Origin of the sequence: Agaribacter marinus, assembly GCF_030160655.1 — a bacterium.
GTDB classification, from domain to species: domain Bacteria; phylum Pseudomonadota; class Gammaproteobacteria; order Enterobacterales; family Alteromonadaceae; genus Glaciecola; species Glaciecola marina.
In genome coordinates, this window is record NZ_BSOT01000016.1 from 1 (window position 1) to 17,049 (window position 17,049).

Sequence of the window (17,049 nt, forward strand, 5' to 3'; positions counted from 1 at the left end):
ACCCAAGGTGAATTTACACTAGTGGTAGATGGTCCACGTGAACTTGCGGTTGGGACGATTGAATTATTGTCGAGCAAGGCAATAGACATTGACGTGACCAAATACTTCCAAGGTCTAAGTGAGGTTGCAAAATACGGTATTAGAGTTGAAGTAACCGATGAAAGCGCTGACGCTCAAGCGCAAAGCTCACAGGCGTTGCTGGCAACGCCGTTTAGCGCAGCTTCTGCAACATTGGCGTCACCTAATCCATTAGCGTCGCCATTTGCTGTGTCGTCGGCTACTGCTGATGCAGACGAGCCAGAAGTCACAATCCCAAGTAGTCTAGAGGCGTGGTTAAGCTTTGATCCAGAAACAGGGCGTTTATTTAGCACAAAAGAGCAAGCTGCTGCGCTAGCAAGTATTATCGACAAACTAAAACTCACATTCTTTGCAAAAGACAACGGAGAAGATTTAACGACTGAAGGCGAGCTAATTATTGACAATGGCGCCACTTCAGAAAAGTACTACTTTACTTATGACGCAGCTAACAGAGTTAAAATAGATGCTGGAGTATTAAATGGAAGTGCAATCGAATTAACGGAAGGTAGCCAATATATTGAATATGACGTGATGGGTCGCGCAGAGCGTGTGTATACCGATTTAGGTAAAACGCTTCAGCGCATGACTTACAACGCGCAAGGTAGTCTAATTGAGAGTCATCGAGCATATGACAGTGACGACCTCATATATAATTTTTACGACAATCGAAACAACCTCAATATTAGTGGTATTGCTAGTCAAGACTGGTATTCATCAGTTAAACATGATTACAACTTACTTCAACAAGTGGAAAGAACGGTAAATTATTTTGCTGCCGACCAAACAGTAGATGTAGAAAACTTTACCCATCCAAAAGCAGGACGCAGAAAAACTGTAAGTGAAGTGACGTTAGCCAATTCAGTGAGAACCATACAGACGTTTGATTATACGGATGATGGTAAAATCGAAGCTGTAAGTGATTTTAGTATTTCCTCTGATGACGCTGTGGCGCGCATTAATGGAAGTGAATATTCAGTAATTACTGAAGCAGATGTTGAACAAGTAGAAAATCATATGAGTAGGACGACATACCTCTATGACGACGCAGGACGCACAGAGCGCATGTTTTACAATCAGCTCAAACGACCTGCACTAAGTGGCGATGATGATCTTCCTGATACATATACTCAACGTTTTAAATATAGTTACGAAGGGCGCGACAGTTACCTAGAAAAACTAGTAGATGGGAGTGGTACTGGGCACTTTGGCCATGCCAAAACAGAATCGTTCTATGATGCTAACGGCAATCGAATAGCGATAGAGGAAACTAAACTCGGTACCGACAATAAAAAATTAGGCGGTACAGATATACATGCTCGTTATTTTGACTACACCGCCGATGGTAAACTTGTGCGTCGACAACATGGCGAACAAAGTGAAACCCATAAGGGTGTGCGCCCACCGCTCGCGCTGGCGGAGGCAATTGAAAGTGCAAGAAACACTCTAACGGACGAATACCTTTTCAATCTGCCGCTAGCAACGGCGGAGCGATATATAGACAATTACATGAATTCAAGGTCTATCGGCTTCCCACCTGAGATGCCGATAGGCACACAGCAAGGTATTTTATCAATATTGGATCGGTGGGTGTCTGCGGCAGCGCTTGAAACCATTGCAGAAAAAATTGATTTTGCTCCTACGGCAGACAATAAAAGTCACTACCTATTCAATGGCAGCCAATACTTAGGCGAGTTAAAAGAAAATGGTGACATTAATGTGAAATCGGCGCACTTACAAAGTGTGAACCCAAATAGTGCGACAAGCAGCAGACGTCACACAATTCGAGATGGCGAAACCCTGCGTACATTAGCAAACCAATTTTATGGCGACGCTAACCTTTGGTATGTGATAGCCGATGCTAATGGCTTGACCCAAAGCGCAGACGGCAAGCTAACGGCTGGGCAAAGCATCAACATCCCAGAACAAGCCAATACAAGCAACCGCTTTGATACCTTTACGCCATACAACGTGGCTGAAGTCATCGGCGATACAACGCCAAATGTGCCGTATATTCCGCCTCCACCAGAGGCAGGGTGTAACGCATTGGCATCTATTATTATCATCGCAATCGTTATCATTGTGACTGTATATACAGCAGGTGCGGCATCAGGTGTTACAGGTGCTACGACCACGACCACGACAACTGCTGCTGGTACAGCAACTGCGACTACTACTGCTGCGACAGGCACTGCCGCTAGTGCAGCAGGCGGAGCTATTTCGTTTGGTACTGCTGGATCTGTTGGAGCAACATTCAAAGCGGGGACAGCCGCATTAGCTGGAACATTAGGCGCCAATGGTGCGGTTGCTGCAAGTATCGGAGGATTTACAGGTGCTTTGGCTGGACAAGCTGCGGGAAATATTCTAGGTGTTCAGGATGGATATTCCTTAAAAGATGCATTTGCGTCAGGTTTAACGGCAGGCTTAACTGCTGGTGTCGGATCAGGATTGCGAGCAGGCACGTTCGGTGCTTGGGCTACTAAAGGTACGGAATTGACCCATTATGGTAAGGCCGCTCTCGCAGGAGCAAGCGTAGTTACAGGCGCATACTCGAACACTTTAGTAGGTAAGCCAAGTGGGTTCAGATGGGCGAATGTAGCGGCATCCGCTGGCACTGCTTTTATTGGCTCAGCTTTGGAAATTGGCGGTGAAAACTTATTTGAAGGCTTGAGTGAAAATGGATTTGCTGGTGATGCACTTGGCGGTATCGCGCGTTCTGGTATAAACTACGCAATTAAGAAAGGATTCTTTAACGAAGGCTCATGGAACTTTGTTGATGTTGCGACGGATGCGTTCGGCAATGCACTGGGGAACAGTCTGGTACGTGGTGCTCAAAATGCCGACAGAAATCGAGAAATTGAAGCAGGGAAGCGAGGCCTTTCTCCCGCACAGCTTCAAGAGTTGGAGAGAAGGGCACAGTTAACTGACATTCCATTAGAAGAAATGTTAGCCGCTCGAGGTGCTGAGGTCTTATATGATGTCACCGACTCCCGTTTCTATCGTGAAGGATTTGAAATCGAGGGTGCTATTTTGAGAGCGGCAGCTAAGTTTGGTAAAACTGATGGAGTTCCAGGGTTGGTCGATGTTGTGCCTGATGATAATTTTGACAGGGAGCGGTTTATTAGTGTTAGGAATGACCTAAGGCAGTTCGAAAATGAGGATAGGGCAGAATTTGACGCCCGCGTTGGACGATATATCAATACCTATGACGGTTTAGATAATGCACTTGAGCTGTTTTCATCGGAAGATATCGGTCATTCGCTGAATAGTCTCATTGGCTTGTCTGAGTTTTCCGATACGGGCAATACACTCATTGGTTATGTTGCAGAGGGTGAGGAATACCGCTTTTATGATGGTCTTCACCGGATTGATACCGTTGCACTTAACCGTGATGATGCTAGGATATTTGGGGATACATTCTTGGCATTTGCAACTGTTGCCAGTGGTGCTGCGCAGCTTTACGTAGGTGCAAATCCGGTCTCTGCCTTAACCCCAGCACCGATAAGAGGTGCATTGTTAACTCATGGTGTTGCTAATGTTACCGATGGTCTAGGGCAGCTTGAAGAGATATTTTTAGGAAGTAATCATATTGATTTTCAGTTGCAAAATAGTGATACAAATAACCCATTGAAGTTACTTTACAGCAAAGTGTTAAGTCCTTTGGGAGTTGGTGATGATGGTGTTAATTTGTTATTTAATACAGCTGAACTGGGATTAAGTGCCGCGTCGCCATTGGCAAGTTCCCCGTCACGACTAAAGGGCTTGGACAGAGTGTTTGCCCGTCCGCCTCGACCTGAAACTGCTATTGACGATTTCTTTTCAGGTGCACAGCAGTTGTCTAATGGTATTAATCTCAATCAGGCACAAAGCAATCCTATTATTGTCAATGAACTTCCGTCACATGGCAGTAAAACAAAAGTACAACTGCAGATTGAAAAGCTTATTCGTGAAGGAAGGTATTAATGTGAAACGACTGGTTTTTACTATCTACATTTTAGTTGTAACTTCAGCATGTCAGGGCACTGATTTAGTTGATGCAGCTTGCTACACAAGGCAGTCGGTTGTCGATTTTGAGTACCAGAAAGGGCTGTACAGCGGCGATATCTGTGATGGTTTGCCAGTTGGGCGGGGTGTTATTACCTACCACAACGGCACAGTTAGAAAAGGACTATATGTTAACGGTCACCTCCAAGGTGAAGTATCAACTGATTATGCGGGTAAGGCTTCCACCATTGGTCAATTTGTAGATGGCAAGGAGCATGGTCGCTTCGAAGTGACAATGACTTCAGGGAAGGTCTATGAGATCTTTTATCGGGGCGGGGTGAAGGTTGAAGACATTTCATCCACTGATATGTATACAGGTTATGTTGGAGAGCGGAATGATATAGGCCAGAAACATGGCTTTGGGAAAGGAACCTATTACGGTAGTGATATCTATATAGGTAGCTGGGAAAACGGTAAACCTGAGGGATATGGCTTGTATCGCTGGAATGATAGCAACTCGTTTTCTATAGGTGAATACAAAGATGGCCATAGAGAAGGTTATTCCATAGCGTTTATCCAAGGTGATAGTAAATACATTGGCGAATGGAAAAATGGCCGAGCGGAAGGCCAGGGAATAAGGTACTACATCGGTGGCGGTCGACCAAAGGAGTGGGTCGGGTGCTTTCACACTGGTAGGTTCTGGAGAGGTATTGCCAAGGGTGAGCTCGACTGCTCAAAAAAAGACGATAAGGCGTTTTGGGATAACCTTAAAAATACAAAGCCAGATCTCTCAGAATTAGAAAGGTTGTATCCTGATTATGATTGGACAAATGAATTAAAATAATGGGGTCGTAGTAAACTTGTTCTAAGTAGCGACCGATAGCTTTGGCAATATACTAGTTAAGACACTACAATGCCTTCTACGGTATGTGTGACGAATTTTTTGGGCTCTAACTATTTAACCAAAAAACAAAGCACTAGGCTGGAACAACTTCTCAACATCACGTATAAATTTTTTGTCTACTAAGAACAAAATCACGTGGTCATTTGCTTTAATAATCGTGTCACTGTGAGCAATAATCACTTCATCATTGCGCACAACCGCGCCTATGGTTGTGCCAGGCGGTAGTTTTACATCATCAATTTGCTTGCCGACTACTTTCGATGTGCTTTCGTCGCCATGCGCAATTGCTTCAATGGCTTCTGCGGCGCCTCTGCGTAGTGAGTGAACATTTACTATGTCCCCACGCCTTACGTGGGTTAACAATGCAGATATGGTCGCTTGTTGAGGTGAAAATGCAATATCGATGTCGCCGCCTTGCACTAGGTCTACATAAGCGCTGCGTTGTATAAGTACCATGGCTTTTTGCGCGCCCATGCGCTTAGCTAACATGGCTGACATAATGTTGGCTTCATCGTCGTTTGTTACGGCAATAAATGCGTCGACTTGTTCAACACTTTCTTCACGCAGTAAACTCGCGTCCGAGGCGTCGCCTTGAAATACAATAGTTTCGTCAAGTACGGTAGATAAGTATTCTGCGCGCTCTGCACTGTATTCAATCAGTTTTACATTATGCTTGCCTTCAAGCCTTTTTGCCAAGCCTGCGCCAATTAAGCCGCCACCGGCAATCATTATACGTTTATAGCTAGATTCCAGTTTTTGTAGTTCGCTCATAACCGCACGAATATGTTTGGTATCCGCAATAAAGAATACTTCATCGTCTGCTTCGATTACCGTTGAGCTAAGTGGGCGAATAGGGCGGCCGCGGCGGTAAATGGCGGCAACACGGGTTTCAACATTTGGCATGTGTTCTTTTAAGGCAGAAAGAGCATGCCCTACCAACAGCCCGCCATAATATGCTTTTACAGCAACTAAACTCGCCTTACCTTCAGCAAATTCAACAACTTGCAATGCACCGGGGTAATCGATTAAGCGTTTTATTGCCGTGGTGACCAGTTGCTCTGGCGCAATTAGATGGTCAACAGGAATGTCTTGATGTTTATATAGCTGGTTTTGATAAATGATATATTGCTCAGAGCGAACACGGGCTATTTTGGTCGGTGTTTTAAATAAGCTGTAGGCTACTTGGCAAGCCATCATGTTGCTTTCGTCGCTGTTAGTAACCGCAATTAGCATGTCTGCGTCTTCCGCCCCGGCTTTTTTAAGAATGTCCGGATGAGAGCCAATGCCGCAAATAACTTGCAAATCCAAGCGGCTTTGCAAGCTTTCTAATACGCGAAGGTCTGAGTCGACGATAGTTATCTCGTTTTGCTCACCTACAAGGTTTTCGGCAAGGGTTCCGCCGACTTGTCCAGCACCTATAATTATTATTTTCATACTAGCGTGTTCTGTTCATTCTATTTCGACTTTAGCAATCTTGCGTAAAAGAAACCATCCATTTCTTGTTCACCGGGCAATATTTGCCAACCGACGTGAGGTGAATCTTCATCAATAGGCACGAGTGTTGCGTCGTCATGCCTATCTAAAAACGTTTGAATTTGCTTACTATTTTCTGCGGGTAAAATAGAGCAAGTGGCATAGAGTAGCGTGCCGCCGGTTTTGAGTTTTGCCCAAACTTCGTCAAGAATTTGTGATTGTAACGCTACCAATACGTCAATGTCTGCGCGCTTCCGTAGCCATTTAATGTCAGGGTGCCGACGGATGATACCACTTGCCGAGCATGGTGCATCTAACAATATTTTATCGAACATTGGTAGCTTGTCGTGAGTGCTTAGTGCGGCGGCATCTGCGTGAAGAACGACTATTTTCTGTTCATTGCTCAAATGTGCACGTGTAATGTTTTCTCTTAAGGTGTCTAAGCGAGAGGCAACGTTATCTATCGCATATAAGGACGCAAGTGCTGGGTTTACGTCTATTAGTGCCAGGGTCTTTCCACCCGGTGCTGCACAACAATCTAAGACTGTATCGCCCGCATCAATGGGCAATAAATTCATGCATTGCTGCGCAGCATAATCTTGGACATTAAACCAACCGTCATCATAACCGGGTAATTTGGGCACACTGGTTTGCGAGATTAGCTTAACGGCGCCTATGCCATGACATTCGTGTTCAATGCCTGCTTGGTCTAGATGTTTTGAGTATTCGTCTACGGATATTTTTTGTTTATTTATACGCAACCAGAGCGGTGCCTTTTTATTGGATTGTTTAGCAATATTTTGCCATTGCTCAGGGTAATCTTGTTGCAGTTGCTTATGTAACCACTTGGGTAGTCCGTATTCAATGTGTGGTTGAGGGAAGGGTAAATCGGCAACATTATTGCGTGTGAAATTGCGCAGTATCGCGTTTACCAAGCCTGAAAATCGAGGTTGATTCAGGGCTTTTGCGGCGTTGACTGTTTCAGACACGGCTGCATGATCTAATGTGCGCATAAAGTGTATTTGAAACAAACCAAGCATGACTAGGTGCTCGATTATTTTTTTATCCCCTTTTAGCGGTTTATCTAATAGGGTGTGTGTCCAAAATTGCAGTATTGGCAGTTCACGCAAGCAACCGTATGTTGCTTCTTGCAACCAGCCCCGATCTTGGGGTTTGGTATATCGCTCAAACAGCGCGGGCATAATATCCCGCGTTGAGCGTCCACTTTCTAACACTTCAAAAAGCGCCCATGCGGCATCTGCACGTAAATTTGTTCTATGTGATGGCGAGTTTTTATGATTTTTAGCGAAAAGTTTATTTGTTTTCAAGAGAGTATTTCGCCACAAGCAAATAAATCCGGCTTGCCGTTAACGACATCGGCAATGCTTTGGCGTTTTTTATTGGGGAGCTGAATTTCATGTATTACTAAACAGCCTTCTTCACATTGCACAATCAGGCCGTTTTTGGCGTATTCAATTACTTCTCCATTTGCCTTTTTAGGTGAGTTCGTTGTTTCTACAACGTCTGCACGCCAGATTTTTATGGCTTGTGTATCTTTCTCAAACCACACTACAGGCCAAGGGTTGAATGCACGAACATTACGCGCTAATTGCAAAGCGCTTAACTGCCAGTTGCATTTTGCTTCTGCCTTACTGAGTTTTTTCGCGTAAGTCGCTTGTGCGTCGTCTTGTGTTTGTGGTGTGTAATTAGCAAAATCGCTAAGTGTCTTAACCAATGCCTTAGGGCCAAGTTCGGCAAGTTTGTTGTATAAGCTTGCACTTGTATCTTCAGCGTCGATAGGTAGCCGTGCAATATGCAAAACATCGCCTGTGTCTAAACCTTTATCCATTTGCATTATTGCGACGCCCGTTTCATTATCACCCGCCCAAATCGCTCGTTGAATGGGTGCGGCGCCTCGCCATTTTGGTAGTATCGACCCATGCACATTAATACAACCTAATTTCGGAATGCTCAATATGTGTTCAGGCAGCAGTAAGCCGTACGCAACGACCACCATTATGTCGGCTTCATAGCCGGCGAGCGTTTCTGCTGCGCCTTCGTCGCTAAACTTTACAGGCTGTTCGATTGGTAAGTTGTTTGCGAGTCCTAGAGACTTTACTGCACTAGGAGTAAGTTTTTTGCCTCTACCAGATGGTCTATCGGGTTGGCTGTATACGGCCACTACCTCATGTTCGCTATCTAATATGGCTTGTAGATGTGCTGCGGCAAAATCTGGGGTGCCTGCAAATATAATTCTCAAAAATATTCCTATGATGCTTTGTTCATTAAACGGGCTTCTTTTTCTAGCTTTTTGCGGATGCGTTGACGTTTTAATGGCGATAAATAGTCGACAAATAACTTGCCTTCTAGGTGATCAAGTTCGTGTTGTATGCATACTGCAAATAACCCTTCGGCTTCTAATTCAAAGGCGTCCCCGTTTTTGTCTAAGGCTCTTACTTTGACTTTTTCCGCCCGGTCAACTTTTGCATAATTGCCTGGTACCGACAAACACCCTTCTTCGCTGATTTTTGAACCTTCTTTTTCAATAATTTCAGGATTAATAAACACCCTAGGTTCATTTTGTTCTTCAGATACATCCATTACTACTACGCGTTTGTGCACATTCACTTGCGTTGCAGCTAAACCAATGCCTTTTTCGTCTTTCATTGTGTCGAACATATCGTCGACTAATTGCTTAATGTCCTCATTTATGTCTTCTACAGCGCTTGCAACTGTGCGAAGTCGCTCGTCTGGAAATGTAAGAACTTCTAAAACTGCCATGCTAAAACCGCCCTTTTAGTCAGTATAAAAATTTATACGCATCAAGCAGAATATGTATCTTTCAGCTATTTCTAGCAGGATATGATGCGTGTTCAGGTGTCACTATCAATGTTTAACCTGTAATAAGGGTTAACTTAACGGAATTTAAACCGATAACCAATTATACAACAGTCTGTAGATAGATAAATCAAATTTGAGCAAGACTAGGATTAAGGCACGCATATGAAGGTAGATTTTCGACGATATTTGTTACGTTTCATAATAATGGCAACGCTAGCCATAAGTGCGTCTTTTTCAGTATTTGCAGATCTTATCGAAATTAAGCAAGACGCGCCGCAAACCTATGTGGTTAAAAAGGGTGATACCTTATGGGACATCTCAAATTTATTTTTATCTAAACCTTGGTTATGGCCAGAGCTTTGGCGTACCAATACACAAATCGAAAATCCGCATTTAATATACCCCGGTGACGAACTCACGCTGCGCTACGAAGACGGCAAACCTGTACTAGAAATTAGCCGTGAAAAAGGCGCTATTGTATTAACGCCAGAAAAAACCATACGTAAAAAACGCTTACCGATCGACGTGTTACCGTGGTCGCTCATTGCCCCTTTTATTAACGGCGACATGTTGATGCCTGAAGAGGATTACCACGGTTTACCGCCCCTACTAGGTGACAGAACAGGTACGCCTAGATTTACTAATGACGATTTTATCCTTACACGTGATGTGAATGACAGTGCATCGGCGTTTAATATCATTCGTAAAGCGCGAGAGGTAAAAGACAGCAATGGCATGTCACTTGGCTTGCAGGTGGATTTAATTAGCTCTGCAAAAATAAGAGAACATACAGACAACAACCATTTTATTGTTGAGATCAACGATAGTTTGTCAGAAGCACGTCAAGGCGACCGAGTATATCCGCAAAAGAAAACGTCGTATAAAGATTTAGTGTTGCGCGCTGCTAAACGTCAAAAAGGCGAATTGGTAGAAAACGCAAATGGCAGAAATTTAATCGGTAAAAATGACATCGTCATCATTAATTTGGGCAAGCGCAAAGTAAAACCCGGTACGGTTTTTGGAATTTATGATATTGGTTCTGAAATCGAATACAAAGAGGAGCCAAGTTATTCTCTTGACCGAGCGAGTATATTCACGCTTTTGAGTTTGGGGGAAGATATAAAACAACCGGCTTATAAAGTGGGTGAGTTGGTGGTATTCCAGACATTTGAGATGGGTAGCTACGCATTAGTCACAAAAGCCGAAACATATTTGACTGGCGGAGAAATTATCGCCAAACCCTAACACTATTTTCATCCAAGGACGGACATATGATTGAATGCCAACAAAAAGCGGAAGTTCACACGTGGTTGCGATTAGCATCTATTCCCAAAATGGGCTACAAACGCTTAAGCAAAACAGCGACAGCGCTAGATTTACCTTTAGCATCTCTTCACAAAGCACAGCACCAATTATTACTCAAGTTGGGCTGGCAAATTTCACAGATTGCAGCGTTAAAAGGCAAATGTAGTACAACAGAAAAACGCCTGACTAAGGCAATTGAATGGCAACAACGTGGTCACAATAAATACATTTTGCATGTTGGGCATGCCGACTATCCTGAACATTTGACAAACACAAGTTGCCCACCAATTGTCATGTTTGCGCAGGGTAATATTGATTTGTTAACACATCAAATGCTTGCAATTGTGGGCACTCGGTCGCCATCACAGTATGCCTATGACGTATTTGAAGAAATTTTACCTGCATTTGCCGGGCAGCACGCATTTGCAACGATATCAGGCATGGCGCTTGGCGTGGATGCAATTTGTCATCGCGCCAGTATCGCCAACAACATACCGACAGTGGCAGTATTGGGTTGCGGTATTGATGTCGTTTATCCCAAGCGACATCAGCAACTACAGCAAGATATTATTCGCGAAGGGTTGGTTTTGAGTGAGTTTTTTCCTGGTGTACAACCGCAAGCTTTTAACTTTCCAAGACGAAATCGACTGATCAGCGCGCTATCTGAAGCTGTACTCATTTCAGAAGGTCGTGTTAAAAGCGGTACCATGGTCACGGTTAAGTATGCGATTGAACAAAACAAAGAAGTACTCGTTGTGCCTGCAAGCATATTCAATCCCAATAAGGAGTTAGCGTTACATTTACTAAAAGATGGCGCGATACCTATCGTTTCAGGCAAAGATATAGTCGATTCAGTGCCTTCATTTAATAACTATCAAGAAAATTTCCTGAATTCGCCAAAAATTAGCGATAAACCCTTGGCAAGCGATCCATTGTTAGATAGTGTAGATACCAGTGGAACGTCAGTTGATGTTATCGCTAAACGCAGCGGCATGTCGGTTGTCGATGTGCTGACACAATTATTAGAATATGAGTTGCGTGGCTTAGTCTCTTCAACAGCGGAGGGCTACGTCAAACTGAGGGGCTAAATATGTTCGATATCCTCATGTATCTTTTTGAGAACCTTGTATACGACCAGTCTGACATTCAAACCGATCACGATGAATTAACCGATGAGCTAATTCGTGCTGGGTTTCATCACGACGAAATATATAAGGCACTCACCTGGCTTGAGAAGTTATCTGAGTTACAAAAAACATCAAACAATCCATATTTAACAGGCTTGAGTGGTGTTCCTTCTACTCGTATTTACACTTACAAAGAGCAGCTTAAATTAGATATTCAAAGCCGAGGCTTCTTAGTGTTTTTGGAGCGTATTAACGTACTCGATTCATCTACACGCGAAATGGTTATTGACCGCGTAATGGAAATTGATTCACAAGAATTTTGTGTCATTGACTTAAAGTGGGTGGTATTGATGGTCTTGTTTAATGTGCCGGGCAAAGAATCTGCATATGAGCAAATGGAAGAATTACTATTTGAAATGCCAGACGGATTACTACACTAAACGCTTAGGTTTCTGTTTAGCGTTATTTGGCTCATACGATTTTGTAGATTAATATTAGGCGCTAATGTCGAAAATAAATACTGAGCTTTTTTCCGCTAGCGTCGTTCAAACGGCGTATGGTGATTGTCCTGAGTGTGATAATAGCTTAGTTATAAAGTACAAGGGTAAATCAAGTTTTTTAGGGTGTGAAAATTACCCTGAGTGTTCATACACAAAAGCCGTTTCTGATGCAGATGTTACCCAGTTAAAAATCATTGAAGACAGTGTCTGTCCAGAATGTAATGCACAATTAGCGGTAAAAAAAGGCCGATTTGGTATGTTTATCGGTTGTACCAATTTTCCAGAATGTCATTTTATTTCAAACGACAAACAAGCCGCTAAAGCGGGTACTAACGAATCAGTGGCTTGTCCTGAGTGCAAAGACGGTAACTTACACAAAAAACAAAATCGCTTTGGCAAGTTTTTTTATGCTTGTAATAACTACCCAAAATGTAAGTTCATTGCAAATGACGAGCCGGTGGATGTAAAGTGCGAGCGTTGTGATTCACACACAATGTTAAAACTTGCGAAAAAAAATATACTACGCTGCAGCGTAAGTAGTTGTAAACACGAACAAGAATCTTGATATGCCCTTCGATCCTATTGTATTTCGCCAACAGTTTGCTGATGGCAACGTTTTCGCTTATCCCACAGAGGCGGTATATGGCCTAGGTTGTGATCCAAAAAATGAAAAAGCCATGGATCATATTTTGTCTCTTAAACAACGGCCGGCAGAAAAAGGCGTCATTCTTATTGCGGCGAATATTGAACAAATTGCGCCGTTTGTTGACCTATCCGCATTGTCTGATGACGCTAAAAAACAAATGCAAGCGCATTGGCCAGGTCCTTATACCTATTTGGTGCCCAAAACTAAACATACGCCTTCGTGGGTGAGTGGAGAATCAGATTTAGTTGCTGTGCGAGTAACACAGCATGCGTTAGTATGTAAAATGTGCTTATCGGTCGACAGCCCTCTAATTTCTACCAGCGCAAATCATGCGGGAAAACCGCCAGCGAAAAGCATCGAAGAAGTCCAACAATACTTTGGGCAAGCAGCGGTAATCATTGATGGCAATTTGGGGTCACAATCAAAACCAAGTACAATTATTAATGCGCTTACTTTGGAAACATTACGTTAATGCCTCACACAATTATTACTGACATACAAATTCAATCAGTTAAAAAATACCTTCTTTCATTACAAGACAATATTTGCCAAACACTGTCTCATGCAGATGGCCATGGCGAATTCGTTGAAGATAGTTGGCAACGAGAGGAGGGCGGTGGCGGTCGTTCTCGTGTGTTGAGTAAAGGTAGCGTAATTGAACAAGGAGGGGTGAATTTTTCGCATGTCTTTGGTGACAAAATGCCAAAATCAGCGACTGCTGCAAGGCCTGAGCTTGAAGGGCGTAAATTTCAAGCAATGGGCGTTTCCTTAGTTATTCATCCAAATAACCCCTATGTTCCTACGTCACATGCTAACGTTCGCTTCTTCATTGCAGAAAAAGCTGGCGAACCGAGTATATGGTGGTTTGGAGGAGGGTTTGATTTAACCCCTACATACGTATTTGAAGAAGACGCTAAACATTGGCATCAGGTGGCCAAAAATCTTTGCGACCCTTTTGGTGACAATGTTTACTCGGAATACAAAGCGTGGTGTGACAAATACTTTTATCTTAAACATCGAGATGAAACACGAGGACTTGGCGGCTTGTTTTTTGATGATTTAAATCAATGGGGCTTCGATAAGTCATTTGAGTTTATGCAAGCAGTTGGAAACGGTTACGTTGATGCCTATGAACCCATTATGGAAAGACGGAAAGATACGGCTTTTACCCAGCGTGAACGAGATTTTCAGTTATATCGTCGTGGTCGTTATGTTGAGTTTAATCTTGTTTATGATAGAGGTACATTGTTTGGTTTGCAGTCAGGTGGCCGAACAGAATCAATATTGATGTCAATGCCACCTATGGCACGGTGGGAATACAACTACACACCTCCACCGGGAACCCCTGAAGCTGAGTTATACCAGTATTTACAGCCGGTAGACTGGGTTTAATCGGCGCTAGTTCATCGCTGCTTTGATTTGGATCAAAGTTAACTCACTGATTCTTAGTGTTTTTTAGGATATTAATCTAGATCAACGTTTGCATTCTCTTCGACTGTATCATGCAGGGCAGTCAATTATGGAGTGTAAAAAGATGAAAAAAACAATGATATCAATTGCGTTGGTGAACGCGCTTGTTATGTCAACGAATGCAAGTGCCTACGAAAAAGGCGACATGCTATTGCGCGTTGGTTTAACAACAGTGTCGCCTGACGAATCTAGTTCAAATATTACCCTTGGCGGTGCTGATTTAGGTTTCGGTCTTAGTGTCGACAGCAATACTCAAATGGGTATTAACCTTGCGTATTTTCTAACGGATAATATTAACATTGAATTGTTAGCGGCTACTCCCTTTACTCATGATATCCAAGTTAACGAAAATCAGCTTGGGTTAACGACCTTAGGTGAGACCACGCACTTACCACCGACCTTATCAGTCAATTATTTCTTTGCAGATAGCGGTGCTGCGTTTCAGCCGTATCTTGGCATCGGCATCAATTACACAATATTCTTTGATGAAGAATTTACAGACGTTAATGAGGGCTTAGGCTTTAGTGACTTGGATTTAGACGCCTCTTTAGGCTATTCAGTGCAGGCAGGTGTTGATTATGTTGTCGATACGCATTGGTTGGTAAATGCATCAATTCGTTATATTGATATAAGTACAGATGCTAGTTTTACTTTAAACAACGAAGCCTTGGCCGCAAATAATGCATCGGGTGAAGTAAGTGTAGATATTGACCCTTATGTTTATACACTGTCGATAGCATATAAATTTTAAGGGTAAAAGCATGCTGTTTTAGCCTGATTATGAGTCAATCGACCTACGTCAGGCTTTCTTATCGATAAAAATAAATTACACTGGGCACAAAGTAGTGTTAGTTGAAAGATTTTAAGTGGTAATTATTGATGCAATATAAAGCGTGCGTATTTGGTAATCCGGTAGAACAAAGCAAATCTCCTTTTATACATGAAACGTTTGCAAAACAATGCGACGTTGATTTTGAGTATGTAAAACAGTCGCCAGAAATCAAAGACTTTTTAAATAGTGCATCAGAATTTTTGAGTGCAGCGCAGGTAGTCGGCGCAAACATTACTGTGCCCTTCAAAGAACAGGCCTTTAGTTTTGTTGACGAGTTGAGTTTGCAAGCCAAGCGTGCTGGCGCCGTAAATACCTTTATTAAAAAGGATGGGAAAGTAATCGGCGAAAATACAGATGGCATCGGTTTAGTACAAGATCTACGCCGAAACGGCGTTATTCTTAAGGATGCTCGAGTCTTGCTGATTGGTGCAGGAGGGGCTGCAAAAGGGGCATTACCCGCATTAATCGACGCCGACGTCGGTGCTGTCCAAATATATAATCGGACCGAAAACAGGGCGAAGGACTTGGTAGAATACGCTGAGTCGTATTGTGCAGAAAAGCTCAGCTTGTATGATGGTGTCAGTAAATACGATTTAATTATTAACGCCACTACATTGAGCTTAAGTGCTAAGCTTCCAGCGCTTCCAGACAGTATATATGCTAATTCACCCGTGTGTTATGACATGGTGTATCTAAACAAACCCACAGTTTTCATGACACATGCCGAATCACTAGGGTGCTTATGCATTGATGGTTTGGGTATGTTAGTTGGTCAAGCCGCAGAGAGTTTCTATTATTGGTTTGATAAGCGCCCTGATGTAGAGCCCGTGTTGCGCTTACTAAGAAGCGCATTGTAAAGTATTGCTTGCCTGCGAATTTATTTAGCGCAGTTAGGTTTCTTGCGCTAAGTATTCATCTTTTAGTGAGATATAGTTATCGGCGGACTGTTTCAAAAAATCGATTTCAGCAGATGATAAGGCTCTTTTTCTAACCGCTGGATTGCCCACATAAAGGAATCCACTTTCTAGTACTTTGTTTGGCGGTATTAGTGCGCCGGCACCAATGAATACATCATCTGGCACTACCACACCATCCATTATTATTGCGCCCATACCGACAAGTATTCTGTTACCTAAAATACAACCGTGCAGCATACATTTGTGGCCGATGGTGACATCGTTTCCAATTTGTAACGGGAAGCCCTTTGGTACTTTTGACGATTTTCTAGTGACATGTAATACGGTTCCGTCTTGTATGTTTGTTCTTGCACCAATAGTAATATGGTTTACATCTCCTCTGGCAGCAACCAATGGCCAAACGCTTGCGTTTTCACCAATACTTACATCACCAACGATTACTGCGCTTTCATCAATATATGCAGATTTGCCAATATTTGGTGTGATGCCTTTATATGCTCTTACTGTCATTTTGTTATTTGTCCGGTTAATAAAAGTTAATTATTTTCACATATCTGTACGCTAAGAAACCAATATGTGTGTTTTTCAAACTGCGAATAAAATATTGCAGTTTTTTTACAGAAAACGGTTGCACATATCAAGTTAGTCTGTAGAATGCGCCTCCGCTGTCAGGGGATAATGCTTCAGACAGTGTGTTTGTCAGTGTATTTGTTGCCAGATAGTGTGTGATTAAATACGGTAAGTAATTAAGAAATAGTTTGAAGATTTTTTAATAAAAACCTTGACAAAAACTTTAGGAGGCGTATTATTCGCACCCCGCTTGAGACAAGGCCTACAAGGTACATCACAAGCGACGTTCTTTAACAATTTAGCAAGACAATCTGTGTGGGCACTCGTAATGAGTGTTCTAACAAAAAGTTTATTTGTAATTCGATTTTAATTGAAGAGTTTGATCATGGCTCAGATTGAACGCTG

At 42.8% G+C, this 17,049-nt stretch carries 15 protein-coding genes; 10 read left to right on the forward strand and 5 right to left on the reverse strand.

The window, feature by feature from the left end; translation table 11 throughout:
* The coding region (locus tag QQK00_RS18725) for a LysM peptidoglycan-binding domain-containing protein (protein ID WP_284219220.1) at nt 1–4,038 on the forward strand (4,038 nt) is incomplete at its 5' end.
* Nucleotides 4,039–4,189: 151 nt separating this feature from the next.
* Complete coding sequence (locus QQK00_RS18730; protein WP_284219221.1) at nt 4,190–4,903, forward strand: MORN repeat-containing protein; 714 nt, start codon at nt 4,190–4,192, stop codon at nt 4,901–4,903.
* A gap of 114 nt (nt 4,904–5,017) precedes the next feature.
* On the opposite strand, the gene trkA is transcribed toward QQK00_RS18730, so the two are convergent.
* Genes trkA through def form a run of 4 tightly spaced genes read right to left on the reverse strand, consistent with a single transcriptional unit; the run spans nt 5,018 to nt 9,217 of the window.
* On the reverse strand, nt 5,018–6,397 hold the full coding sequence (trkA, locus tag QQK00_RS18735; RefSeq protein ID WP_284219222.1) for a Trk system potassium transporter TrkA: 1,380 nt from the start codon (nt 6,395–6,397) through the stop codon (nt 5,018–5,020).
* 20 nt (nt 6,398–6,417) lie between these two features.
* Nucleotides 6,418–7,764 (reverse strand): 16S rRNA (cytosine(967)-C(5))-methyltransferase RsmB, encoded by a 1,347-nt coding sequence (gene rsmB / locus QQK00_RS18740; RefSeq protein WP_284219223.1) that lies wholly within the window; start codon nt 7,762–7,764, stop codon nt 6,418–6,420.
* Complete coding sequence (gene fmt / locus QQK00_RS18745) at nt 7,761–8,696, reverse strand: methionyl-tRNA formyltransferase (protein WP_431307764.1); 936 nt, start codon at nt 8,694–8,696, stop codon at nt 7,761–7,763. The genes rsmB and fmt overlap by 4 nt, the downstream gene beginning before the upstream one ends.
* 8 nt (nt 8,697–8,704) lie before the next feature.
* Complete coding sequence (gene def, locus QQK00_RS18750; RefSeq protein ID WP_284219224.1) at nt 8,705–9,217, reverse strand: peptide deformylase; 513 nt, start codon at nt 9,215–9,217, stop codon at nt 8,705–8,707.
* 222 nt (nt 9,218–9,439) lie between these two features.
* Here def and QQK00_RS18755 point away from each other — a divergent pair, with 222 nt between their 5' ends.
* The 8 genes from QQK00_RS18755 to aroE all read left to right on the forward strand — a co-directional run bounded on the left by QQK00_RS18755 (nt 9,440) and on the right by aroE (nt 16,014).
* Nucleotides 9,440–10,522: a LysM peptidoglycan-binding domain-containing protein gene (locus QQK00_RS18755; protein WP_284219225.1), complete on the forward strand. Its 1,083-nt coding sequence runs from the start codon at nt 9,440–9,442 to the stop codon at nt 10,520–10,522.
* A 26-nt stretch (nt 10,523–10,548) separates the two neighbouring features.
* Nucleotides 10,549–11,670, forward strand: coding sequence for a DNA-processing protein DprA (gene dprA, locus QQK00_RS18760; RefSeq protein WP_284219226.1), 1,122 nt, complete (start codon nt 10,549–10,551; stop codon nt 11,668–11,670).
* A gap of 2 nt (nt 11,671–11,672) precedes the next feature.
* Entirely contained in the window at nt 11,673–12,149 is a 477-nt protein-coding gene (locus tag QQK00_RS18765; RefSeq protein WP_284219227.1) for a DUF494 family protein, read from the forward strand.
* A 64-nt stretch (nt 12,150–12,213) separates the two neighbouring features.
* The gene (locus QQK00_RS18770; RefSeq protein WP_284219228.1) at nt 12,214–12,774 is read left to right on the forward strand and encodes a DNA topoisomerase family protein; all 561 of its coding nucleotides are present in this window, start codon (nt 12,214–12,216) and stop codon (nt 12,772–12,774) included.
* Between the two features lies 1 nt (nt 12,775).
* A complete protein-coding gene (gene tsaC / locus QQK00_RS18775) occupies nt 12,776–13,327 on the forward strand; it encodes an L-threonylcarbamoyladenylate synthase type 1 TsaC (protein ID WP_284219229.1) in 552 nt (183 codons plus the stop codon).
* Complete coding sequence (gene hemF, locus QQK00_RS18780; protein ID WP_284219230.1) at nt 13,327–14,247, forward strand: oxygen-dependent coproporphyrinogen oxidase; 921 nt, start codon at nt 13,327–13,329, stop codon at nt 14,245–14,247. The genes tsaC and hemF overlap by 1 nt, the downstream gene beginning before the upstream one ends.
* Before the next feature lie 142 nt (nt 14,248–14,389).
* Nucleotides 14,390–15,076, forward strand: a complete 687-nt coding sequence (locus tag QQK00_RS18785; protein ID WP_284219231.1) for an OmpW/AlkL family protein — start codon at nt 14,390–14,392, stop codon at nt 15,074–15,076.
* 128 nt (nt 15,077–15,204) lie between these two features.
* Entirely contained in the window at nt 15,205–16,014 is an 810-nt protein-coding gene (gene aroE / locus QQK00_RS18790) for a shikimate dehydrogenase (protein WP_284219232.1), read from the forward strand.
* A 33-nt stretch (nt 16,015–16,047) separates the two neighbouring features.
* Here aroE and QQK00_RS18795 read toward each other — a convergent pair whose 3' ends face one another.
* Nucleotides 16,048–16,584, reverse strand: a complete 537-nt coding sequence (locus QQK00_RS18795; protein WP_284219233.1) for a gamma carbonic anhydrase family protein — start codon at nt 16,582–16,584, stop codon at nt 16,048–16,050.
* Nucleotides 16,585–17,049: the final 465 nt, after the last annotated feature.